General features: G+C 44.9%; 20 protein-coding genes. 5 read left to right on the forward strand and 15 right to left on the reverse strand.

The features are described 5' to 3' along the window. Positions 1-7 precede the first annotated feature (7 nt). Positions 8-1000: a D-2-hydroxyacid dehydrogenase gene (locus tag BZA03_RS05285; protein WP_110288174.1), complete on the reverse strand. Its 993-nt coding sequence runs from the start codon at positions 998-1000 to the stop codon at positions 8-10. A gap of 155 nt (positions 1001-1155) precedes the next feature. Here BZA03_RS05285 and BZA03_RS05290 point away from each other — a divergent pair, with 155 nt between their 5' ends. Both BZA03_RS05290 and BZA03_RS05295 read left to right on the forward strand, forming a co-directional pair. Next, entirely contained in the window at positions 1156-2967 is a 1812-nt protein-coding gene (locus tag BZA03_RS05290) for a PLP-dependent aspartate aminotransferase family protein (protein WP_110288175.1), read from the forward strand. 201 nt (positions 2968-3168) lie between these two features. Further along, the gene (locus BZA03_RS05295; RefSeq protein WP_014950566.1) at positions 3169-3615 is read left to right on the forward strand and encodes an SRPBCC domain-containing protein; all 447 of its coding nucleotides are present in this window, start codon (positions 3169-3171) and stop codon (positions 3613-3615) included. Positions 3616-3715: 100 nt separating this feature from the next. Here BZA03_RS05295 and BZA03_RS05300 read toward each other — a convergent pair whose 3' ends face one another. Beyond that, complete coding sequence (locus BZA03_RS05300) at positions 3716-4837, reverse strand: alkene reductase (RefSeq protein WP_110288176.1); 1122 nt, start codon at positions 4835-4837, stop codon at positions 3716-3718. A 211-nt stretch (positions 4838-5048) separates the two neighbouring features. Next, positions 5049-6368, reverse strand: coding sequence for a carbohydrate porin (locus tag BZA03_RS05305; RefSeq protein WP_110288177.1), 1320 nt, complete (start codon positions 6366-6368; stop codon positions 5049-5051). Positions 6369-6867: 499 nt separating this feature from the next. Between BZA03_RS05305 and fucP the strand changes: the two genes are divergently transcribed. Next, complete coding sequence (gene fucP / locus BZA03_RS05310) at positions 6868-8205, forward strand: L-fucose:H+ symporter permease (RefSeq protein ID WP_110288178.1); 1338 nt, start codon at positions 6868-6870, stop codon at positions 8203-8205. Positions 8206-8452: 247 nt separating this feature from the next. Further along, positions 8453-9706, forward strand: coding sequence for an SLC13 family permease (locus BZA03_RS05315; protein ID WP_039235284.1), 1254 nt, complete (start codon positions 8453-8455; stop codon positions 9704-9706). A gap of 63 nt (positions 9707-9769) precedes the next feature. Here the strand turns inward: BZA03_RS05315 and BZA03_RS05320 are convergent, their stop codons facing one another. Then, positions 9770-10972: an anhydro-N-acetylmuramic acid kinase gene (locus BZA03_RS05320; protein WP_110288179.1), complete on the reverse strand. Its 1203-nt coding sequence runs from the start codon at positions 10970-10972 to the stop codon at positions 9770-9772. Between the two features lie 10 nt (positions 10973-10982). Beyond that, entirely contained in the window at positions 10983-12308 is a 1326-nt protein-coding gene (locus tag BZA03_RS05325) for an OapA family protein (protein WP_014950560.1), read from the reverse strand. A gap of 316 nt (positions 12309-12624) precedes the next feature. On the opposite strand from BZA03_RS05325, the gene tyrS reads away from it, so the two are divergent. Continuing rightward, entirely contained in the window at positions 12625-13824 is a 1200-nt protein-coding gene (gene tyrS / locus BZA03_RS05330; protein ID WP_069944833.1) for a tyrosine--tRNA ligase, read from the forward strand. Between the two features lie 55 nt (positions 13825-13879). On the opposite strand, the gene BZA03_RS05335 is transcribed toward tyrS, so the two are convergent. The 10 genes from BZA03_RS05335 to BZA03_RS05380 all read right to left on the reverse strand — a co-directional run bounded on the left by BZA03_RS05335 (position 13880) and on the right by BZA03_RS05380 (position 21379). Then, positions 13880-14233: a DUF1428 domain-containing protein gene (locus tag BZA03_RS05335; RefSeq protein WP_014950555.1), complete on the reverse strand. Its 354-nt coding sequence runs from the start codon at positions 14231-14233 to the stop codon at positions 13880-13882. A gap of 97 nt (positions 14234-14330) precedes the next feature. After that, complete coding sequence (locus BZA03_RS05340; RefSeq protein ID WP_110288180.1) at positions 14331-15689, reverse strand: FAD-dependent oxidoreductase; 1359 nt, start codon at positions 15687-15689, stop codon at positions 14331-14333. A 30-nt stretch (positions 15690-15719) separates the two neighbouring features. Next, complete coding sequence (locus tag BZA03_RS05345; protein WP_110288181.1) at positions 15720-16325, reverse strand: N-acetyltransferase; 606 nt, start codon at positions 16323-16325, stop codon at positions 15720-15722. Beyond that, positions 16322-16723, reverse strand: a complete 402-nt coding sequence (locus BZA03_RS05350; RefSeq protein WP_014950552.1) for a DUF2721 domain-containing protein — start codon at positions 16721-16723, stop codon at positions 16322-16324. Before BZA03_RS05350 ends, BZA03_RS05345 begins: the two co-directional genes overlap by 4 nt. A gap of 136 nt (positions 16724-16859) precedes the next feature. Next, on the reverse strand, positions 16860-17264 hold the full coding sequence (locus tag BZA03_RS05355) for a rhodanese-like domain-containing protein (RefSeq protein WP_014950551.1): 405 nt from the start codon (positions 17262-17264) through the stop codon (positions 16860-16862). 133 nt (positions 17265-17397) lie between these two features. Beyond that, on the reverse strand, positions 17398-18321 hold the full coding sequence (locus BZA03_RS05360) for a cobalamin-binding protein (protein ID WP_170826515.1): 924 nt from the start codon (positions 18319-18321) through the stop codon (positions 17398-17400). After that, positions 18321-19265, reverse strand: coding sequence for a cobalamin biosynthesis protein (locus BZA03_RS05365; RefSeq protein WP_061095782.1), 945 nt, complete (start codon positions 19263-19265; stop codon positions 18321-18323). The genes BZA03_RS05360 and BZA03_RS05365 overlap by 1 nt, the downstream gene beginning before the upstream one ends. 1 nt (position 19266) lies before the next feature. Continuing rightward, positions 19267-19968 (reverse strand): 5'-methylthioadenosine/adenosylhomocysteine nucleosidase, encoded by a 702-nt coding sequence (locus BZA03_RS05370; RefSeq protein WP_014950548.1) that lies wholly within the window; start codon positions 19966-19968, stop codon positions 19267-19269. A 164-nt stretch (positions 19969-20132) separates the two neighbouring features. Further along, positions 20133-20720, reverse strand: a complete 588-nt coding sequence (locus BZA03_RS05375; RefSeq protein WP_110288182.1) for a DUF2726 domain-containing protein — start codon at positions 20718-20720, stop codon at positions 20133-20135. Positions 20721-20929: 209 nt separating this feature from the next. Beyond that, positions 20930-21379, reverse strand: a complete 450-nt coding sequence (locus BZA03_RS05380) for a hypothetical protein (RefSeq protein WP_110288183.1) — start codon at positions 21377-21379, stop codon at positions 20930-20932. Between the last annotated feature and the right edge of the window lie 129 nt (positions 21380-21508).

Raw genomic sequence — 21508 nt, forward strand, 5'->3', positions numbered from 1 at the left:
TTAAACACTAATAGCCCTTTGCAAAATCAAACTGATAATTAAGCGATTCACCGTTGATGTAACGCAGCGCATTCTCTAAAAACACGTCGGCTACGTCGCTTGGCTGTGATTCCGCTGCAGTGTGAGCGGTTACTGAAATACGAGGGTGCTGCCAAAACGAATGAGCGGGGTCGAGAGGCTCGTTACGAAAGACGTCCAATACTGCATGGGCCAATGCGCCGTTGTCTAAAGCTTGCAAGAGCGCATCGTCGTCAACCGCACTGCCTCGCCCTGCGTTAATAAATACACTGTGGGGTTTCAGCGCACTAAAAAATTCGTGAGAAAGCATGTTTTGCGTAGATGGCGTGTCGGGCATTAAATTCACCACGTGGTCACATGCTCTGGCAAACGCTTCGATAGTGTCGGGTGTATAAACAGCATCGGCACCTTTTACTGCTTGCCCGCTTCGGGTTAAACCCACAACGCTCATACCCAATGCGTGAGCAACGGGAATCAATGCTTGCCCAATACTGCCCAGTCCAGCAATGCCAAGTGTTTGTCCATTTAGCGGCATACGCTTTGATGCTTCCCAAATTGGCTGGGCGGCACGCTGGTTTTGCTCAAAAGCCTTTACGTTTCTGGCATGCCCAAGCAAGTAAGCAAAAACATATTCCCGCATTAGCTTACCAAAAATTCCCTTTAGTCCGGTAAGTATGTAGTTCTTCTTATCTGCATTTAGAAGGGGAGCATTGCCTGCCCAGGTAGACTGACACCAGGTGAGTGCTGAACATGTATCAATGATTCGAGACGCAAGGTCGGGGTCTGCAAGCAGTACCGTAACGGTTTCTGGATTTACATCTTCTGGGCATTGAGCAATTTTTTTAAGCGTTAAAAGCGGGAGACCATCAGCGCCTATGAAGTCGTTATTATCTGCTATTCTTTGGCGAATCGCTTCGGCAATATCATTCGCCTCATCGCTCAAAATAGTCAGTTCAATCCTCTTTGAACTCCTTGCTGTCATTTGCTTAACACTCCTAAAGTAAACTTTTCTTTCCTCTGTCTGACTGCACAATCGTAATGCCAATTGTTCTAAAAACGTGATTTAAGTTTTACATTTTTGTAAACAGTGTTGGTGTCATGTACATGCACCTGAAGTCAATTTGCAACGGAATCGCTATGCAGTCAGAAAACAAATTCCAAAACTCAACAGATGTTGATGTAACGCACGCTAAGGTGCTTTCACCTAAGCGTAACACGACCCAAGCCGAAACAACGCAGGCTTTAGTTGAGGAACAATTATCTCATTTCGGTATAAATGCTGAGAGCGACTACGGTAGGGCACTCGCCAACACCGCTCATCACTTATATGGTGCTCAAGCAAGCGTTATGCAGCTATGGGATATTACGAGTAATACGCTACAAGGACTTGATAAAGAAGACAGACTGGCTTATTTCAACGCTAAAAAGTTTCTGTCTTTTCAAATTGCGAAGATACTGGATACGTTGCAAAACCCATTTCGTGCCACGTACCAAAGTTTGTCGAGTGGCAATGGCTCGCAAGGGCACTATCCACTGTTCGACAATGTCACGGCACTTTTTTCTGCAACACCCGTGGTGGTAAGAACAGCGACTTATGTGTATGCCTGTACTGAATGGGTCGACGACGCGTTTCAAGGCAAAGAATTTACTCACCAAATTTATTCACGTCTGTTGAACCCAACGAATATTTCCCTTGCTAACGCCATTGTGGATATGGAAGCGGGTCCTTACGCTGCCGAATATCTAGCCTGGAACTTCAACTCGGGCATGGCTGCCATTGACGCGTGTTTATCAAATGTTCTTAGTCATGGCGATGTACTGATTGTTTCGAGGAACGTGTACGGCGGAGTGTACCAGCTACTTCATGATTATTTCGCCCGCAGCAATCGAATGGACATACAGGTTGCGTGGTTTGACGGTTATGACGCAAAGAGCTTTGCAGAGTTCATGCAGCAAACTAAAACTGAACATGCGTCGCGCTTAAGCAATGGTGCGAAAATGCACGTGTATTTAGAGTCGCCTTGTAACCCACATGGTTACGTATTGGATGTGCCTGGGATCTGTGAATTAGCGCATGCACAAGATGCGTTGGTAATGTTGGACTCCACCCTTGCGACACCTGTACTGCACCAGCCACTTCAGCATAAAAACAAAGCTGCACGACCTGACTATGTGATCCACAGCTACACTAAAGATTTGTGTGGTAGCGGTGCTACCACAGCAGGCGTAGTTATTGGCGAAGGGCACCGCATGTTCCAGCCAAAAGGCAGTTCAGCAAATGGTGTTGATTGGTCACAGACCATGTTTTGGGATGTGTACTACATCAAAGGTGCGTTCTTAGACTCTGAAAAGGCCTTTGACGTATTAAACGGCATGAAGACCTTAGAGCAGCGCATGATGACCAAGGTCATCAATACGCAAGTGTTTACTGCATTTTTAAATGCCCACGATCAAATTCGTGTTAACTGTCACGCACTGCCTGAACACAGTAATGCCGGTTTGCGTGAAAAGCAGCATACACACGGCTGGCCGTGTACTTTATTCACGGTTGATATGGCGCCGGCAAACCTGCCTCGCGATGTATTTGTGCGGTTCTTCGATGCCCTAGAGCCTGCATTCAGCCACCAAGTGAGTATTGGCCAAAATAATACGATAATTTTATGCCCGGCGCTGACCTCTCACTCTGAGCTCAGCTCAGACGAGCAGAAGAAAGCAGGGATAGAGCTGACCACTATGCGTATCGCCATGGGTACCGACAACGTTAAACAGCTCATTGCCCACTTTATGCTAGCCGCCAAACATTTTATCGAGCCTCATGCTCCAGGATTTTGTGAGAAGTTTATGGCAAATGCCGACATCGACAATCTGTATTTGTCGGTAAGTGAAAGAGTAAGTTCACAACACTTTGGCAGCAAGGCCAGTATGGATTCACTGATGAAAGGTGCATAGGTTCATTTTTTAGCTCAAGAAGTTGCTTTGAGCTGTCGATAAAAAATATTGAGGATGTTCTCCTTCTCCCGGGCCTTTCCTTACGCGGGCTCGGGATTTTTTTATTTATAGCAAAGGTAAATGACGCTAGAGCGCCTAACTTTTGTTATAACGTAAGATAGACACAGATCTTTAACGTCAAAGAATATCTAAGGCAGCCTTATGCACGAGTTTAAAATTGATGTAACGCTAGATGCATCATTGCCCTTTGTTTTTGCAGCATTTCACGAGCCTGAATATCTTAGTGAGTGGTTTGCGCCGGGCGATTGTTCGGTCACACAAATTATGAGTGATTTCAAGGAAGGCGGTCGCTATCGCATAAAGATGATGGATCCCAGCGGTATTGAAATGTCATTGACTGGTGAGTACGTGACTATTTTAGCGAACGAGCAGCTGTCGTTCTCTTGGGCGTGGGAAGATGATATGGAAGAGTCGGTGATGACATCAGTGGACATTCACTTCGAAAAGACCGAAGAGGGTAATGTAAGGCTAGTGCTCATTCAGCAGGGCTTTCTCAACAAGCAAGAGTGCGATCAGCACAACTACGCGTGGATGTCGTGTCTAGAAAAACTTGCCGTATTAGCCGCTAAGAAAAAGTCGTTCAACTAAGGCCATATTTAAATAGTGAGAACGCGTTAGCATTACACATCGTGTTATTTCAAATAACGCTTTTGAAAAGGGCAGAGCGCTAGGCTCTGCCCAAAGACAATCAGGTCAGCGAAGTCATCGCGTCCTTCCCACTCTTCTCGCGGTAGGTTTCAAAATCGTTGTAGCCTTCAACACCACCTCCGTACCACGATGATGGATCGTCAAAGGACTCGAGAGGGTAATTATGCTTAAATCGTGTCGGAAGATCTGGATTCGTGATCCAAGGTCTTCCAAACGCAATCATGTCACCATCGCCATCAGATAAACGTTTCTCGGCTTCTTCTTTGGTGTAGCCACAGTTTCCAATGATCATACCGTCGAATAGTGCTCTAAATTCAGCAAGGGTCATGGCTTCGCCTCGTTCATGGAAGCCAAAGGCCAAGCCATCCATTACGTGTAAATAACCTATCTCCAATTTGTTTAGCTGTTGGGCAACAAAGGTAAAGGTTTCACGAAAATCATCGGCCCCCATATCGTTAAATACACCGTTTGGCGATAATCTCACGCCAACGTACTCTTTATCCCACACGCTCAATACTGCATCCATCACCTCGTCCAAAAAGCGGTAGCGGTTATCGACACTACCACCATAATTATCGGTGCGCTGATTGCTGCGGCTATCCAAAAATTGATTGATGAGATAGCCATTTGCAGCATGAACTTCCACACCGTCGAATCCGGCTGCCTTGGCGTTAACGGCCGCTTTTTTGTAGTCTTGCACTGTGCGTTTTATATCGTCAAAGGTCATCGCCTTCGGCACTTCGTAGGGCTTCTTGCCTTTAGGCGTGTGAATTTCGTCCCCTTCAATTTTTATTGCTGATGCAGACAGGGGCAAATTTCCATTGTGGAAATCGCTGTGTGATGCGCGTCCAGTATGCCAGAGCTGCAAAACGATTTTTCCCCCTGCCTCGTGCACTCTATTGACCACCGAGCGCCAGCCCTCGACCATTTTGTCGGTATAAATTCCAGGGGTATCAACCCAGCCTATGCCTTCTTCTGAAATGGCCGTTGCTTCAGTAATAATGAGCCCTGCATCTGCGCGTTGTACATAGTGATCGCCCATAATTTTACTGGGTATGCGGTCGGCGCCAGCTCTACCTCTCGTCATAGGGGCTAATACCATGCGGTTTTGCAATGTATTCTCTGCCCAATCAAACGAGCTAAAAAGTACTGAGTCTGTCATTCTTATTCCTTATTCAACGTAGAATAGATTGATGTTGAAGCGCTAAGCGTATTGGTGCTCAAAACGCTATAAGATAGTAGTGAATACAGAGATAGCGAGAAGTTGGATTGGTAGAAAGTTGTCCTTGAAACTAATTAAACTCAACGGCAGGGAATGGCATCGGTTTGAAAAAAAGCGCCCGAAGGCGCTGTAAAGTGTATTGCAGGGAGATTTAAAGTATCAAAGCCGCTAGGTTTACGTCGAACCTTAGGCCCAGAACAATTGCATCATCAAGTGCCATGACTCTGTCGCGCTGTGCGAATTGGTCGGGGTTGATAATGTAGTGAACGTTCGGCTGAATTCTTACGTGGTCATTGAGTTGATAACCATAACTTAGCTCTAACATGGTTTGGCTGCTTGCTGGTGTGCCAACCCCGCCGTTTATGCTTCTTAATATACGCTGATCCTCTAGCGCTTCGTCACTGTACTGTTGACGGGTAAATACGAAGCCAATAGTATCGTCAGGGCGTGAGGCCAGTGTGCCTCGCAATACAAAGCCCGCTTTTATATAGTAGTCTTCAATCAGCTCGCCCGATGTACCGGTTAGCACGGCTCCGAATAGTGTTAACCCTTCTTTCGTTAGTGGGTTAGGACGAGTAACAGTTTGTTCAAAACGTGCGAATATACCCGAACGACCGTTTCTAACAGCGTAATCATTGCCTGACTGCGCCGCATAGTTGCCCTCCTCATCAAAGACTGGGTCGGTGTAGTCTGCGCCATCGTACCAACCGCCAATTTCGTAGCGTCTTGGAAGTTCGTCATTGTCCCACGTAGTTTGATATCCCAGAGTGAAGGGCACAACAACACCTGTAGCCTCATTAGTCGCCCAATCGAAGCCGTGATCGCCTAAGTCTTGATGACTGGTGTTATCTTCATAGACGCCGGTATGAAAGTACGTTTTTTGCGAAAGCCAGTATTTCGCATGGCCACCCCAACTCGAAACCGGCCACCAAGTAAAGTTACTGGTTCTAAATACAAAGGTTGGGTTCCCACAAGCAGCATTGGTTTGAAAGTACTGACAAAGTTCAGAGCCTAAAAAACTGATATTCGCTACTGTACGGCCACCTTCTAGTTCTAAATCGCCATCTAAAAACGAGGAAGAAATCGTAAACCGTGCAAGACGGGTATTTTGGCCGCCAAAGATTTCTTGTACGGACGTACTGTTCCCAATGTAGTGTTCGGCTAAGTTTTTGCCGTGTCGGTTTGTCATAGCAATATGGATTTTGGTGTCTTTCCAGCCCGCTAGCGTATTTAAATCTAATTCCCCACCTACAAAGAGCTGACCAGCATAGGCACTGCCTCTGCGTTCACCACCGTCAATATTGGTGGCTGACTCACCCGTATAACTTGCTTGAAAGTCAAACGCGTCTTGAAACTTACTTTGTGATGCTGACGCAGTGGCGGCAACAATGGCGGTGCTTGCGAGGAGCGCTGTTTGCAAGCCTGTCTTACATCCAGAAAAGCGACGGGTAACTGTAGGTGTTTTCATCATTATTCTCTCAATTAAAAATGTTTATCAACCGCAGCTTGTTATGAGCGTGTGACTGATGACATCTACGCATTTGTTGCTAACTCCTTGTTGACGCAAGATAAATCAGAGTTAGCTAACGTTACAACGCGTTAACATATGCTTGTTTTGAACGAAATCTAACTAACCTTTATCATTAAATCAACCTTGTTTATTTATTTCTTTTGCTACATTTGTGTGTTTTTCGTTAATAGTTGGGAGATGCGATGGCAATATTTCAAGGTGAGTAGAAAGCGTTCAGTGAGGGGTGCTATCTAGGTTATGTCATTGTCTATTAAGAAATTTTCAAAGGCGGTTTTATCCGTTTAATAACAGTCACGCATTTTCTGTTAACGGTCGTCTACATATAAAGTCTAATTTTTAACGCAATTTGAAATAAGTAAATCAAATTGATTTATTGACAGGGGTAAAGAGCAATGCTTAAATTGGTTAACTAATTTTTTACAAGCGAAAGGCCGTTCTTATGAAAAACAACGCCCCTTTGGTTTCCAAAGACACATTGATTCCCTTTGTATTGTTAACGATTTGCTTTGCTGCATGGGGTGTGGCTGCGAACATGACAGACCCTTTGGTAAAGGTATTTAGTAAAATATTTACCATGTCGTCTTTGCAATCGGCATTGGTTCAATTTGCCTATTATGGCGCGTATTTTTGCTTAGCCATCCCTGCTGCTTTTATCAACAAGCGCTTCTCTTATAAAACAGGTGTATTGACCGGACTGGGCTGCGCGGCCGCGGGGGCATTCTTGTTTTATCCTGCAAGCCAAACCATGACTTACGGCTTTTTCCTTGCTGCACTTTTTGTATTGGCTGGTGGATTATCCATTCTGGAAACGTCGGCGAACCCTTACGTCATGGCGATGGGAAATCAAAAAAGTGCGACACGCCGTTTAAATCTAGCTCAAGCATTTAATCCCGTTGGTACTAATTTAGGTGTGTTTTTGGCTGCAACACTTATATTGCCAAACCTGAATCAGGCATCTGCACAAGAGCGTGCCGCCATGTCGGTAAGCGAGCTTAAAAACGTGATAGGGGCTGAGCTTGATGCGGTAATGCTTCCTTATGTAGGTATGGCATGTGTACTCGTTTTGGTTTGGGTTGCAATCTTCCTGATCAAAGCGCCAATTCAAGAATCGGTTGAGTCTAGTGTGGAAGACGTTCAGTTGGGCGCTTCGCTTAAGCGGTTAGTAGCCAACAAGCATTATCGGTTTGGCGTATTGGCTCAGTTTTTTAATGTCGGAGCACAAACGTGCGTGTGGACCTTCACCATCCAATATGCAATGAAAGCGACAGGTGGCAATGAAGTGAGTGGTGGTGAAATTTTACAATACAGCATGATTGTATTTCTAATTTCTCGCTTCGTGATGACGTGGGTTATGCAGTACCTCTATCCAGCTAGACTGCTAATGATCATGTCACTGATTGCCATGGCGCTATGTATCTTCATGACACAGTCTCCTAATTTAGCAGGCGTAATCGCATTGGTATCTATCTCTGCCTGTTTGTCACTCATGTTTCCAACGATTTACGGCATTGCGCTTGAAGGTCTGGGGGAAGACACCAAGCTAGGCGCAGCAGGTCTTGTGATGGCGATTCTCGGCGGTGCCATTATGCCGCTCTTCCAAGCCGCCATTATTGATAGCGCAGGTGTTGTTGTATCATATATTGTTCCAGCTATTTGCTTCTTGCTTGTAGGTGGCTACGGCTACTTCGATATGCGCGCTAAAAAGAGCAGCGCTAAGCCTCAGTCCGATATAGACGCAGATGCCCTTAAAAAGATGGAAATGGGAATAGCTAAGTAGTATTTCTTCAGAAACGTGTACGGGGCCAGTGATTCTATCACTGGCCTTTTTTGTATATTGAATACGTTATGTATTCCACTTTTTTGAGGAATGCACTCAATTAGTTAACAGCATTTTTTCACCGTATTTTCATCAGTTTAGTGCATGTTGAATATAACTGATTTTTCCCCTTGTATAGCGCAGAACACCTGCTAAAGCATGAACAGCAATCGTATAATTCACCCCTGACAATTTGGGAGTAAAACGTATGCTGGACTATGTGCTCATTGGCATAGCGGTAATGGCATTATTGGGTGTGGTATTTGAAGAAGTGCTACACGTGAATAAAGCCAAAACCACATTATTTTTCGGAACATTCGCATGGATCCTTCTTTTCATAGATGCGAATAGGGGCCCTCACCTAGCAGAGCTCAATGAACACCTCATAGAAAACATAAGCGAAATATCCACCCTCTGGTTATTCCTTGTAGCGGCAATGACTTTCGTTGCTTACCTTAACCGCAAAGGCATGATTGAAAACATGTTAAACATTATCATGCCGCAAAAAATAACCCTCAAAAAACTCATATTCTTTACCGCTATTTTTAGTTTTTGCTTCTCCTCGCTAGCTGACAACATCACAGCGACCTTGGTGTCTATTGCCATGGTTTTATCCTTGGGTTTGCCCTTTAACCAAACCATGCGATTTGCCGTGCTAGTGGTATTTGCGGTGAACTCTGGGGGCGTGTCGCTAATAACCGGGGATGTCACCACTCTTATGATTTTCTTGGATGATAAGGTCACTATAACTCAGCTGCTCTTACTTATTATTCCTTCACTCACAGCAGTACTATTTCTAGCGTTACTGTTGAGTATAGGTATGAAGGGGGAGGTTAAAATAAAAAAAACACGCCATGAACTTAGGCCGGTTGATTACGTAATTGCGGGAATATTCCTGTCCACTATTGTACTGACGTTAATTGCCAATGTGCTTTTTGCTATTCCACCTATGCTTTCGTTTTTAGCGGGTATGGCGGTTATGTTTTTAGTGGCAACCTTTATGGGAGAAGAAAAATATGATGATCCTATCTTGGACTATATTCGCCTAATAGAATTCGACACGCTTCTGTTTTTCCTTGGGGTGTTGCTGCTTGTCGGAATGCTCGATCACATTGACGCATTGGGCGCACTTTTACATGTATATAGCGTAATGCCTTCAACAGGAGCCAACTTTGTGATGGGGGTGTTGTCTTCCATGATAGATAATGTGCCATTAACTGCTGCGTTGTTAAAAGCGGACATTGCCATGTCGACAGCTGAGTGGATGGCGTTCACGTATGCAGTAGGCGTTGGGGGCTCGTTACTTATTATTGGCTCATCAGCAGGTATTGTTACCATGAGTAAGGTTAAGGGCCTGACGTTCGCCAAATACGGCAAGTTCGTGTTGCTTCTTCTTGCAGCGTATAGCGTGGGTTACGCGCTGGTATTGGTAATGGCGAATTTGTTTGTTACGGCAAGTTAAGGTGGTGACGTTGCTTTTATAAACAGAACCAATAAAGCGTTTGAGGGCGATAGCCTGTCGCCCTTACGCTTTTTTATATAACGCTCCGAGTACCGTGGCTTTCGAAGCCCCTGTGACTGCAGGCACATTGCCTGGAATATCATTCATATACGCATGTGCAAACCACGCAAATGCTGCGCCTTCAACGTGCTGTGGATGGATGCCCAGAGCATGGCTGTCTGTTACTACATAATCGCTTAAAGCATTGCTCAAGTTATGCATTAATGCTTTATTGAAAGCGCCACCGCCACACACTATAACTTCGCTTTTTGCGCCTTCTTTATTTGTTTTAGGAAAATGCTTCACAATTTCCTGAGCGATAGTGCTACCTGTTAGCGAAAGTAAGGATGCTTGCACGTCTTTAGGGGCTAAATTATTGTTCTTTTCTTCGCTTTGCAGCTCTGCACTAGAAGGGAAGTAATCGGCGAGCGCATTGCTTAACCAATTAATATTGAAATACTCTCTGCCAGTACTTTTAGGCGCAGGCAAAGCGAAGTAATCATCCAGTAAGAGCCTGTCTAACAGACCTGAGTGACAATGCCCTGACGCAGCCCATGCTCCATCTTTATCAAAGCTTTTATTTAAATGAAGACTTATCCACTGATCCATCAAGGTGTTACCGGGTCCGGTATCAAACCCTTTAGGTGGCGAAGCATCTTGTTTTGGCGCAAGCAGTGAAACGTTTGCTATACCGCCAATGTTAACGAGTGCTCGGTGTTTATCATCACTGGCAAATACTGCATTGTGAAAAGCGGGCACTAAGGGAGCTCCTTGACCACCAAGGGCAATATCTTTGCGCCTAAAGTCGGCAATAACATCAATGCCGGTAAGAACAGCGATGGTATTAGGATCGCCTATTTGACAGGTGAAGCCGCGTATGGATGATTCTGCAAAGTGTGCTGACAATACATCGGAATTCGGATGATGACGTACGGTTTGGCCGTGCGAGCCAATAGCCGTAATATCCGAAGGATGTAGGTTGTTTTTCTCAAGCAGCGCTAAGGTGACCTTTGCAAAGGTTTCAGCAACCAGTCTATCAGCGATGGCCAAACTGTTAAGTTCATCAGGGCCTTCACTACAAAGTGCATTGAGTGCAGTAAGCAATTCGGCAGAATAAGGAATTGAATGGGCGGCGAGGGTGGTGCAAGACGTTTGCGAGATGTCGCACAGGACGGCGTCGACGCCGTCCATGCTAGTACCTGACATCAGGCCAATATATTTTGCCATTTAGTCGTCGCTATTTCATTGCAAGCATAATGCGCTTGTTATTATCTAGCTGCTCTTGGCGTATTGCGGCAATTTCCATAAACCTTTCTTTCTCTTCCTTAGCAATAGGAAGCGCCTTCGGTAGTTCTACCGTTCGTGGGTTTCGGTGAACACCATCCACTAAAAACTCATAGTGAAGATGGGCGCCAGTAACCATACCTGAACTACCTAAATAGCCCACGGTTTGGCCTTGCTTAACCGTATCTCCCACTTTCACTGCACGCTTTTTAAAGTGAAGATATTTGGTTGTGTATTTCTCGCCATGCTGAATGAAAACATGGTGACCGTTATATTTATCGTATCCGGCTTTAATTACCTTACCGTCACCCGCAGCCATAATTGGCGTACCAACCGCAGCAACATAATCTGTACCGCGGTGCGCTTTCCAACGCTTTTGCACGGGGTGGAAGCGAGCTTTTGTGAAGTTAGAGCTTACATATCTAAAATTCACTGGCGCACGCAGGAAGCTCTTACGCATACTGCGCCCTTCAGGCGTGTAGTATGTGCCATCTTCGTGAAGAATAGCGCTAAAATGCTCGCCTTGGTTGGTAAACTCCGCTGCAACGATGTCGCCGTAACCGACAAATTCACCGTCGATGTATTGCTCTTCGAATACTACGTTGAACGTATCGCCAGAACGGATCTCAATGGCGAAGTCGATATCCCAGCCGAAAATACCCGCCAAATTCATAATTTGGTTGCTGGTTAAGCCTGCATCACTGGCGGCGTTCCAAAAGCTTGAGTGAATTTCACCTTGGGCGAAGTTGTAGCGAATGTCTACATCTCGCTTTTCAAGCTCAGCGGTTAAGGCGCTGTTCTCATCCGACGATTCTGGACGTACAAACAGGGTTTCAGTCGAAGACAATTTGTACTTTAGCTCGCCGAAGCTGCCGTCTTTATTCGCTTTAAACGATAGTTCATCGCCGGGCAATAAAGTAACCAGCGTTTTTGTTAGCTCTCCTGCCTGCGTTACGTTATATACGTCACGCGAAGTGAAGCCAGCACGCTTAAATAGCTTTGCTAATGTATCGCCACTGCGCACCTTGTACGTCTGCCATGAAGATTCTTCTTCACCAGAAAATACATTGGTTGACGGCGCAATATGAAGCTCCACCGGATAGCGGACACCCGCATCCAGAATGTGTGCTTCTTGATGGCGACTGGCTTCTACTGGTTCACTTGGAAAAAGAATAAGCCCACCCAGAAATAAGCTAGCTACTGCTAACCCAGTTCTGTGCTGTTTCGGTAATTTTTTAAATAAATTTAGCGCTTTAGAAGCGTCTAATTTCTTTCTCATACTACTGCCCACCTGAGAAATGTTATGTGCACAACACTATTTCACATACGTTGCTTAAAAATGCAACTTTTCTCATTATATTGTTAGCGCAAATTGTTACACCCAATAGCTCTTATCATGAAGACTATTTCTTGAGATTACTGAATACAGTCCACGATAATTCAGCACTCTAATCCCACATTAAAAACTGTTGGGTTTAACAACATGACTGTTTGTAATCCGTTTTTTGACGCGCAAACCTTTTAATGGTTCCGTTGTACGCGTAAAATGCCCGCCAATATTGAATATACAGTTTTTTTAAGAGTGTGACGTACAAATGAAAGATTGGCAAACAGCGCTAGCTGAGATTAAACGGGGCGTTGATGAAATACTCCCCGAAGAGGATTTAATTGAAAAACTAAAATCCGGCAAAACCCTAACCATCAAAGCGGGTTTTGATCCAACTGCGCCTGATCTGCATCTTGGTCACACTGTGTTGATCAACAAGTTGCGTACATTCCAGCAACTAGGCCACAAAGTTGTTTTTCTTATTGGCGATTTTACTGGCCTAATTGGCGATCCTACAGGTAAAAATGTAACACGCAAGCCTTTAAGTAAAGAACAGGTATTAGAGAACGCGAAAACGTATCAAGAACAGGTGTTCAAGATCCTTGATGAAGATAAAACGGAAATACGTTTTAACTCAGAGTGGATGGACGACCTTGGTGCGGCGGGCATGATCAAACTTGCTGCAAGTCAGACGGTTGCTCGTATGCTAGAGCGCGATGACTTTAAAAAGCGTTATAACAACGGTCAGCCAATTGCTATTCACGAGTTTCTGTATCCGTTAGTGCAAGGTTGGGATTCTGTTGCGCTAGAGTCAGACGTTGAATTAGGTGGTACTGATCAGCGCTTTAACTTGCTAATGGGTCGTGAGCTTCAAAAAGAGCAAGGCCAAAAGCAGCAATCTATTGTAATGGTTCCGCTTCTAGAAGGTCTAGACGGCGTTCAGAAGATGTCTAAGTCTTTGAACAACTACATTGGTATTACAGATGCGCCAAACGATATGTTTGGTAAAGTGATGTCTATTTCTGATGATTTGATGTGGCGTTACTATGACCTTCTAAGCTTCCGACCGCTAGAAGAGATTGCTGAGCTTAAAACTCGCGTTGCTAACGGTGAAAACCCACGTGATATTAAAATCATGCTGGCGAAAGAAATTATTGCACGCTTCCATGACGACGCAGCGGCAGAAGGCGCGCATCAGGACTTTATTCAACGTTTCCAGAAAAACGCTATTCCTGACGACATGCCCGAGCTTGAAATTGCATTGAGCGATGAAGGTATTGCCATTGGTAATTTGTTGAAAGAAGCTAACCTTGTAGGTTCGACTTCAGATGCTATGCGCATGATTAAGCAAGGCGCAGTTAAAATTAACGGCGATAAAGTGGAAGACACCCGCTTAGTAATCACCGAAAAAGGTGAAAATGTGTATCAGGTGGGTAAACGCAAGTTTGCGCGTATTACGCTAGCCTAATGTTTTTCTGATAGTTTTTGAAAGCCCGCTTAGTTAAGCGGGCTTTTTTTTGCTTTTATAATTCCAGCATTGGTACGAAGCCCCCGTAAATAAGGCGTTTACCGTCGAAAGGCATGGGGTTTTCGTTTTCCTGCATTCTTGGATCTTCCATCACCTTTTTCCAAGCAGTATCACGTACTTCTTTTGAAGGCCAAAATGCAATGGAAAACACCACGGTTTCATTTTCTTTGGCTTTAACAGCCATCGGGAAAGACGTGACTTCCCCTTCAGGGACATCGTCACCCCAAGCTTCAAGTATTTTAGTCGCACCATACTCTTTAAAAATATCGCCAGCGAGTTTGGCGTGCTCAATGTATAACGCTTTATTTTCAGTGGGAACGGCTACAGCAAAGGCATCGATATATGACATGAGGTGACTCCGTCAAAGAATAGATACCTAAAATAGCCTAATTTATAGACAGCATGCAATGCTTAACTTTAAGGTGAATCGTAATTTATAACCATTACTAGCGTTCTGCTATTTTCGCCCATTGGTACAAGCCATGCAGTGCTAGCCTTGTTGCTTTTGCAAAGGGGTAGGTTTTCAAAGGAGAACGATAAAGGGGAAGCGATAAATCGACGTCATTGCTACCCATCATACGTTGAGCGAGTCGTTGCCCTGCAAACGCGGCAAAAGAAACGCCCGAACCGCAATACCCCATGGCGTAACCGATATTACCGCTAGAGCAGTTTAAATTGTTGCCGCTTACCTCATTGTCGATGAAAATCCGCGGCATATTGTCTAACGATACACTTACCCAACCACTCCAAAAATAATCCATGGCTATACCGCTAAGTGAAGGGAGACTTTTTACCATAGCGCGGTATAGTCGCTGTTTCTCTGACGCGTTATCTGCATCTTTACCTTTTACGGCACCACGACCGCCGAATAATAATCTGCCATCTGGCAAAACACGGTAGTAGTATTTCATCATCCGTGTATCCATAAAGCTCATTGGCGTGGTTAGGCCAGACTTCGCGCGCTGTTCGCTACTCAATGGCGCAGTGACAAAAATGCTCGACTGAACAGGAAATTGCTTATTGTCTACGCTGTCATGAAAGCGCTTAGGGGTATAAGCATTAGTAGCAATGAGTATGTGTTTGGCCGAAACTGACCCGCTGGGTGTTGCGACAACATATCCGGTTTTGTGCTTTTCAATGCGAATGGCTGGCGAGTCGTAAAAAAGCGTTGCTCCAAGCTCCTTTGCTACTCTTGCATATTCGCTTACTAATTTTAAAGGGTGTAAGCATGCACCCTTTAGCTCAACGCCACCATACGCCCCTTCAATACCAAAGCGCGCAGTAAGGTCTTTTTCACTAAGCGGAGAGCTCGTTACGTTGAAGTGTGACTCAAGATGCTTAGCACTGGCACAGAGTAGTTCGGCTTGCTTTGGGTTATGCGCCAGTTTTAAATAGGGTCCTTCTACCAAATCGACCTGCATATCAAAGTCTGCAATACGTTGTTTAAGCAGGTGTACCGCGCCATCAAACTCGCCCTGCATAGCTTTGGCGATGTCACGACCCCACTTGTCCTCTATGGCGCTTAAGCTCAATCGGCCGCTACCCGAGAGGATAAAGCCTCCGTTCCGGCCCGCACAGCCAAATCCCGGTGAATTCGCATCAAGTAGCGTGACTTCTTGTTTCGCTTGAGCAAGTGTGATGGCAGCTGAAAGACCGGTATAACCACCACCAATGACGAGGTACTCAGTGTTTACCTTCTTGTTTAAAGGCGGCAGTGTTGGTGGTTTGTGTGTGGCATGCCAGTAGCTGTTTGCCGCGGGTAACATTGATGAAACGCCGCGTGAAATAAGAGGATCGTAGGTCATAGAATAAAAACGTTTTTACCTTTGGCGTACTTATGGGGCTTGAAATTGAAGTAGCATTTCCGCACCTTCACACTCGCAATAACCCTCGCATACAGGGCAATCGTAGCCTTCGTGAATAGATGCGTAGCGCCATTTATTGGGGTGTTTCTTGATAAGCTGCCCCCCATTTTTAGTGAAGTACTTAAATGCGCTGTTGCCAGGGCTTGCCAACCAAATATGCGCTAAACCCGCTTCTGCGCCTTGAATTTGCGCACATTCAATCGATTTACTTAATAGTCTGCTGCCAATTCCACAGCCCTGCATTGCAGGGTCTACCGTATTACATTTGAAATAGCATACGGTATTTGGATCTACTGGCCAAAGGGAAGGGCTGCACCACTCATCTGCTTCCCATTGCGTACGCGCAAAGGTGAGCCTGAAACCAACAACCTTTTTTTTGTATAGGGCTACCCAGCTAGCATTAGTATTGCCAACAAAGCTCTTTGCATAGTAATCAGCAAGTAGCTCGTTGGTTAGGTAGTTATCTCCGTGCACGTGATTACCAAGAGCAATCACCCCTGCAAAAAACTCAGGCGCTAGAGACTCGTAGCTGATATCACTTTGAATTATGTGGCTCAAATGATTTGTGGGCTTCATACTTTTTCTTTACGCGGGGCGTTTTTCATCCCGTCAAGGTGCACATCCAAGGCTTCAACTGATATCAATATTTCTCTTACCGACATCCATAGTGAATACAGAAGTGATACTAAACTTGCAGCAAACACCCAGTTTCCTACCTGTTGATAGGTGAGGTATATCGCTAGCATGGATACTACACAAAGAAAAAAACTACCCACACCTGCTATTTGCATTCGCTTAATAAGTTGAATACGTAATCGAAGGTTTTTTATTTGTGCTTGAGTATTCTCATCTCTCTCTTCTTTTGAAAAGTTTCGGATAATAGTTGCAAGCGTTAAAAAGCGATTGGTATAGGCTAGAAGCAATAAGGAAATCGCCGGAAATAACATGGCCGGAGTAGCAATATCTATTTTCATGGGTGTTTCATACAATCGTCGAGTAAAAAGAGTGTATCACAGGGGCTCAGTTACGCACAGTAATCAGCCAAGAGGTTGAACTTACAACATCTTTAGTGCCAAAGACTAATACGAAGGAGAAGGCGGAATATTGAGTCTACATTCGGTCAACTGTCATGCCAGCGGCACTCCAGCCTAACATATCGCCTTCTAAATGCATGACTTCAGAAAAATCGAGTTCTTCCAATACTTTCATTGCCAGTTTGGCTCTTCTGCCTGAACGACAATAAATGATAATAGGTTTGTTTTTGTGGCCTTCTAATTCGCTAAGGTAGTCATTGATATTTTCATGGGGCATATTTACTGCGCCAGGAATGTGACCATCGGCGAATTCTTGCGGAGAGCGAACATCAATAAGGAGCCAGTCGTTGTTCGCAACTCGCTCGATAAGATATGGTGATGCGGCAACAGAGGCTTGCGCGGTCGCTTTCGCTGTGCACTGAAGCGACACAAACAATGCAACACTGATAACAACTAGAAAACCCGCAACAACAATCCGCATGAATAAAAACTCTTACCTTTTTATAGAAGATTAGAACCTGCTCTTATTCTGTTACACAAAGGCGCTTAAATTGGGCCAAGTCGGTGTGTATCAATTGAAAACAGCCCAGCAGGTCTAGACTTAAGTATAACGCTTATGCGCTTTCTTTAATACCTTTACAGAGTACTTTTAGTTCATTTATTAATCGCAATGAAAACCTACTGGTGACGTCTGGATCCACAACAATTAAGGGGGCTTTGAGGAAAGAGCGATGATCACGCCAGAATACCTCAAGTTCTGAATGCGTACTTTTAGATGCCGCAATGAGTGCATGAGGTTGGCGAGTGAGTACATCTTTTAATGCGACTTGAGGATAGTCTACAGGACTGTCTGCAAATAATGTTTGAGCACCACACACATTCAGCAGTTGGTTACCCCACGCGTTGGGACCGATGGTCATAAGTGGAGCAGTCCACGAATAATAAAATACTGGTATAAGCGAGGATTTGTCGTATTTACTTCGAAGTTCGGCTAGTTCGTTGAGAAAATCATTGGAGAGCTGGGTCGCCTGCTTTTGCGTATTTGTAAGTGCCCCAAGCCTTTTAATTTCGCTGGCTATATCAGTGATATTTTCGACCTTACTGCTAAATACGTTTAGACCCATCGAGGAAAGCTTATGGATATCTTGCGGCTTATTGCCTCCATCCCATGCAAGAATTAAATCAGGTTCTAACGCCACAATGGTAGCGATATCGGCACCTTGAAAATCCGCCACCCGCTTAATATTTTTCGCGGCGTCAGGATAGTCGCTATAGTCGCTTACACCTACAAGGTTAGGGCCTAAGCCCAAACTAAATGCCCATTCGGTAAGGTGGGGCGCAAGGCTGACTATCTTTAGCTCGACGGAATTTGATAAGGCGCTTGATTCCGAGCTTGGTGCAACATCGGCAGAAGCAAATTGATCTGAATGAGCTAGGTGCTTTGTCTCGGCATCTGATTCTGAGTTAGCAAATGTGAGAAGAGGTAAATAGCTTAAAATTACAAAAAAAATGGTTTTCATCATAACTGCTGTTTTCATTAGGCTACGGCCATTGCCAGCATAGCTAACGATGCGAAGGCGCTAACCGCAATCATGGCATGAGTAACCGTATTTTTGGCTGTCAACATGTGAGAGTACTTTACCTCGTTAGCGCCTCCCACGCGGGTGTATCGAATCTTCTTGTTGGCATAAATTGCTGGGCCGCCGAGTTTAATATCAAGCACACCGCCCATAAGCGCAAGCAGTAGCGAGGTTTTATCTTTCACTGGGGAGCGCTTTATGGCGCGAAACCCTTTAATAGGATGGCTGACCAGTAGTGTTGCTAGACCACCAATGACCGCGGGCGGCATATTAAGTAAGTAAACAAGATTGCGTACGGGTTTGGCAAAGAAAGTCATTGCAGGGGTTCGGTAATGCCACTGCCAAGATGTGAGCAAAAGCAATCGATAAATGAGTGCGCCTATGGGGCCTGCCACTACAAAGTAGAAAATAACGCCGCAATAAAGATAAAGAAACTTCAGCCATAGCGATTCTATCGCGGCTTTGGCAATTCCTATATCGGAAAGTGAATCGCATTGACGTGCAGTAATGGTTTGCGCCATTTCACGTGCGAGGGATTTTTTATTTCTTCCCACACTCGCCAGCACTTTTTTGTACTGTTGACGCTGGTAACCGTAGTCGAGCAGTGCGACAAGAATAATCGCCTCAAAGAATACGGGGTATTGGGCCATGTACACCAAGATGGCAACACATACTACCAATGGCGCAAGAAGAACTAGGGCGGCTAATGAGCCTGAAATATAGTGCTGAGACCTACCGTATTCGCGAGAGGGCACCACTTTGCGCCCCATTTGCTGAACGAGGTAGCGCATGAGCGTTAATGGATGAGTACTTTGGGGCCAGCGCCATAATGCGTCAACGGCGATAGCCAGCCAAAGTACGAATAGCGACTGGTATTGCGGGTCGCTAATTACCTCTGTCATCTTATTTTGCGAGAGCCTTAATCATTGCCATAACTAATTGTGCTGAGTGTTTAGCGGCAGTGTCTAGATACTCTTTAAAGCTCACTGACGACGTTTTTCCTGCAATATCCGACAATGAACGAATGACAAGGAAAGGCGTGTCGAGCATATGGCAAGTTTGACCTATAGCTGCACCTTCCATCTCAACCGCTTTCATGTCTGGGAAGTTTTCACGCAGTTCTGCTACAGCTTCGTCGCTACCGATAAACGCATCGCCCGTACAGATTAAACCTGTTGTCGACTGAAGCGACGTAATGCCTGTGGCAGCACTACGAGCGGCTTCCATTAACCTTGTATCGCAACGGAAATCTTCAGGCATACCTGCGCATTGACCGAGCTTGTAGCCAAAATGGGTTAAATCGGCATCATGGTGAATAACGTGACTGGCGATCACTAAATCACCGATGTTTAGATTCTTGTCGAAACCTCCGGCAGAACCGGTATTGACAACAGCATCAGGGGCGTACTGTTCGATAAGTACAGTAGTAGCAATTGCTGCAGCCACTTTACCAATACCGCATTTTACTAGCACCACTTCTATGTCGTTAAGTGTACCTTCGTAAAACGTCAGGTGCTTCCACTGGGTTTCTTTTACATTCCAAAGTGACGCTTTAAGTAGCGCAACTTCTTCGTCCATTGCACCTAAAATACCAATTTTTTTCATAACTTTACCGACGGTGTTGAGGGAATTTAACGCGTGAATACGCTGTTGAAAGCGTTAATTGTATAAGGAAAATAGAGAAACTGACAGAAAAATGCCTCTGTTACCGCTATTTGAGAGTAAGAAAATAGCAAAGCAACAAAGGCCAGGGGAAGTGGGCTTATGTCTTAAGCTGCAGCTGGTCTGCTTGAACGCACTGGGCGAGTCGGGCGCTTTGGTGGCTCTGGATTATGCGTTGGCAGCTGTGCCATTTTTTGCTGTAAACGGCGATATGGAATGAGTTTGTTTTCCAAACACTCGCGAATATCTTCAACGGTATAACCAGATTTCACTTTAATTCTTGCATGAGGAAGGCCGGCAGCATCAAGTGCTCCGGTTACAAACCAGTCTTTTTGTGATTTATAACCATCTTTGCCTTGGCTATGAACTAAGTCGATAGCAAGAACAGGACTCATGTCGTGTTTATCTACTAATACAAAGTCGAGCTGTCTGCTAGAAGCTCTGCTGATGGCTTGGCTTGCCGTCTTTTTATTTGCAGACTGGCGAACCGCCACTAAATCGTTAAGACGCACACGGCACACTATGCGAAACTCTCTTCCCATAGCCTGTTCGATAAGGTTTAAAAAAGAGTGCTCAACGGGGGTGAACAATTGCGGCTTTCGCCTAAATGGAAATGCGACACCGCCGTCTGACAACTTTATGGCACCCAGTGCAACGACAATAAGTAACATCATTAGAATAATTGCCAATTCCATCGTAACCCTCGCAAATATCAATAGTTAAAGCCCACGGAATGCGTAATAAAGAAGCCCGCTAAAGTGTTTATATCGAAAAAAGCTTGGGCTCCGTTTGCAGTTTGAGCGTCATAAAAATGACACTCACTGTTACCGTGGAGTAGTTATTGATGATTTTGCAAAGCAGATGCCAACATGAGTAGATTTCGTAGTTGTCTTGCTAAAAGGGCTTATTTCGTTGTGGATGTAACAAGAATATCCACTTGAGAGCCAGTATTATCTGGGCTGATTATTACTCTGACCCCTTTATCTTCTGAGGATAACAACGTGCGGCCGCTAACTGGCGTGTGAGTTTTTAAAGCGGGGTGCGCCGTTTGGTAAACATTCAGTAATTCACTCGGGGAGCGAGGAGAGTGGTAAACCATTACTGCTGTCTTGCTTTCGTCAAATGCTTGGCATTGTCTTGCATCATCAGAAATCTTAATTTGCTGAAAATCAGAAGGGCAAGACATGATGCTTGGCTTACTAGGTGAAGAGTTGACGCTTTGTTTCTTAGTTTGGTTGTTAACTTGCGCATTTAATGAAGCGTCAACAGCAATGGTATCAGCTAAGCTGGCATTGCTCGCTGCTATCGCCAGTGTTAGACAAAATGTAAGTTTCTTAATGTTTAAATGCTGCATAGATAGATTCTTCACCCGATGTGCGATGTCTTTAATTGCTTAAACGATAGTAGAGTCGTAACTCTCGCGCTTCAACTAAACCTTGGTCTATTAACGTATATTAGTGAGGTTTTTCGTATAGGTTTTGGT

It is taken from the genome of Alteromonas sp. I10 (assembly GCF_003201515.1).
Taxonomy (GTDB): Bacteria; Pseudomonadota; Gammaproteobacteria; order Enterobacterales; family Alteromonadaceae; genus Alteromonas; species Alteromonas macleodii.

What these genes read in the sequence shown, in the direction of transcription:
- BZA03_RS05300 (WP_110288176.1), bottom strand. Translation starts at nt 4,837, where the DNA reads ATGACAGACTCAGTACTTTTTAGCTCGTTTGATTGGGCAGAGAATACA.
- BZA03_RS05305 (WP_110288177.1), bottom strand. Translation starts at nt 6,368, where the DNA reads ATGATGAAAACACCTACAGTTACCCGTCGCTTTTCTGGATGTAAGACA.
- BZA03_RS05345 (WP_110288181.1), bottom strand. Translation starts at nt 16,325, where the DNA reads ATGAAGCCCACAAATCATTTGAGCCACATAATTCAAAGTGATATCAGC.
- BZA03_RS05290 (WP_110288175.1), top strand. Translation starts at nt 1,156, where the DNA reads ATGCAGTCAGAAAACAAATTCCAAAACTCAACAGATGTTGATGTAACG.
- BZA03_RS05285 (WP_110288174.1), bottom strand. Translation starts at nt 1,000, where the DNA reads ATGACAGCAAGGAGTTCAAAGAGGATTGAACTGACTATTTTGAGCGAT.
- BZA03_RS05355 (WP_014950551.1), bottom strand. Translation starts at nt 17,264, where the DNA reads ATGCGGATTGTTGTTGCGGGTTTTCTAGTTGTTATCAGTGTTGCATTG.
- BZA03_RS05360 (WP_170826515.1), bottom strand. Translation starts at nt 18,321, where the DNA reads ATGAAAACAGCAGTTATGATGAAAACCATTTTTTTTGTAATTTTAAGC.
- BZA03_RS05340 (WP_110288180.1), bottom strand. Translation starts at nt 15,689, where the DNA reads ATGACCTACGATCCTCTTATTTCACGCGGCGTTTCATCAATGTTACCC.
- fucP (WP_110288178.1), top strand. Translation starts at nt 6,868, where the DNA reads ATGAAAAACAACGCCCCTTTGGTTTCCAAAGACACATTGATTCCCTTT.
- BZA03_RS05365 (WP_061095782.1), bottom strand. Translation starts at nt 19,265, where the DNA reads ATGACAGAGGTAATTAGCGACCCGCAATACCAGTCGCTATTCGTACTT.
- BZA03_RS05375 (WP_110288182.1), bottom strand. Translation starts at nt 20,720, where the DNA reads ATGGAATTGGCAATTATTCTAATGATGTTACTTATTGTCGTTGCACTG.
- BZA03_RS05325 (WP_014950560.1), bottom strand. Translation starts at nt 12,308, where the DNA reads ATGAGAAAGAAATTAGACGCTTCTAAAGCGCTAAATTTATTTAAAAAA.
- BZA03_RS05380 (WP_110288183.1), bottom strand. Translation starts at nt 21,379, where the DNA reads ATGCAGCATTTAAACATTAAGAAACTTACATTTTGTCTAACACTGGCG.
- BZA03_RS05370 (WP_014950548.1), bottom strand. Translation starts at nt 19,968, where the DNA reads ATGAAAAAAATTGGTATTTTAGGTGCAATGGACGAAGAAGTTGCGCTA.
- tyrS (WP_069944833.1), top strand. Translation starts at nt 12,625, where the DNA reads ATGAAAGATTGGCAAACAGCGCTAGCTGAGATTAAACGGGGCGTTGAT.
- BZA03_RS05335 (WP_014950555.1), bottom strand. Translation starts at nt 14,233, where the DNA reads ATGTCATATATCGATGCCTTTGCTGTAGCCGTTCCCACTGAAAATAAA.
- BZA03_RS05350 (WP_014950552.1), bottom strand. Translation starts at nt 16,723, where the DNA reads ATGAAAATAGATATTGCTACTCCGGCCATGTTATTTCCGGCGATTTCC.
- BZA03_RS05320 (WP_110288179.1), bottom strand. Translation starts at nt 10,972, where the DNA reads ATGGCAAAATATATTGGCCTGATGTCAGGTACTAGCATGGACGGCGTC.
- BZA03_RS05315 (WP_039235284.1), top strand. Translation starts at nt 8,453, where the DNA reads ATGCTGGACTATGTGCTCATTGGCATAGCGGTAATGGCATTATTGGGT.
- BZA03_RS05295 (WP_014950566.1), top strand. Translation starts at nt 3,169, where the DNA reads ATGCACGAGTTTAAAATTGATGTAACGCTAGATGCATCATTGCCCTTT.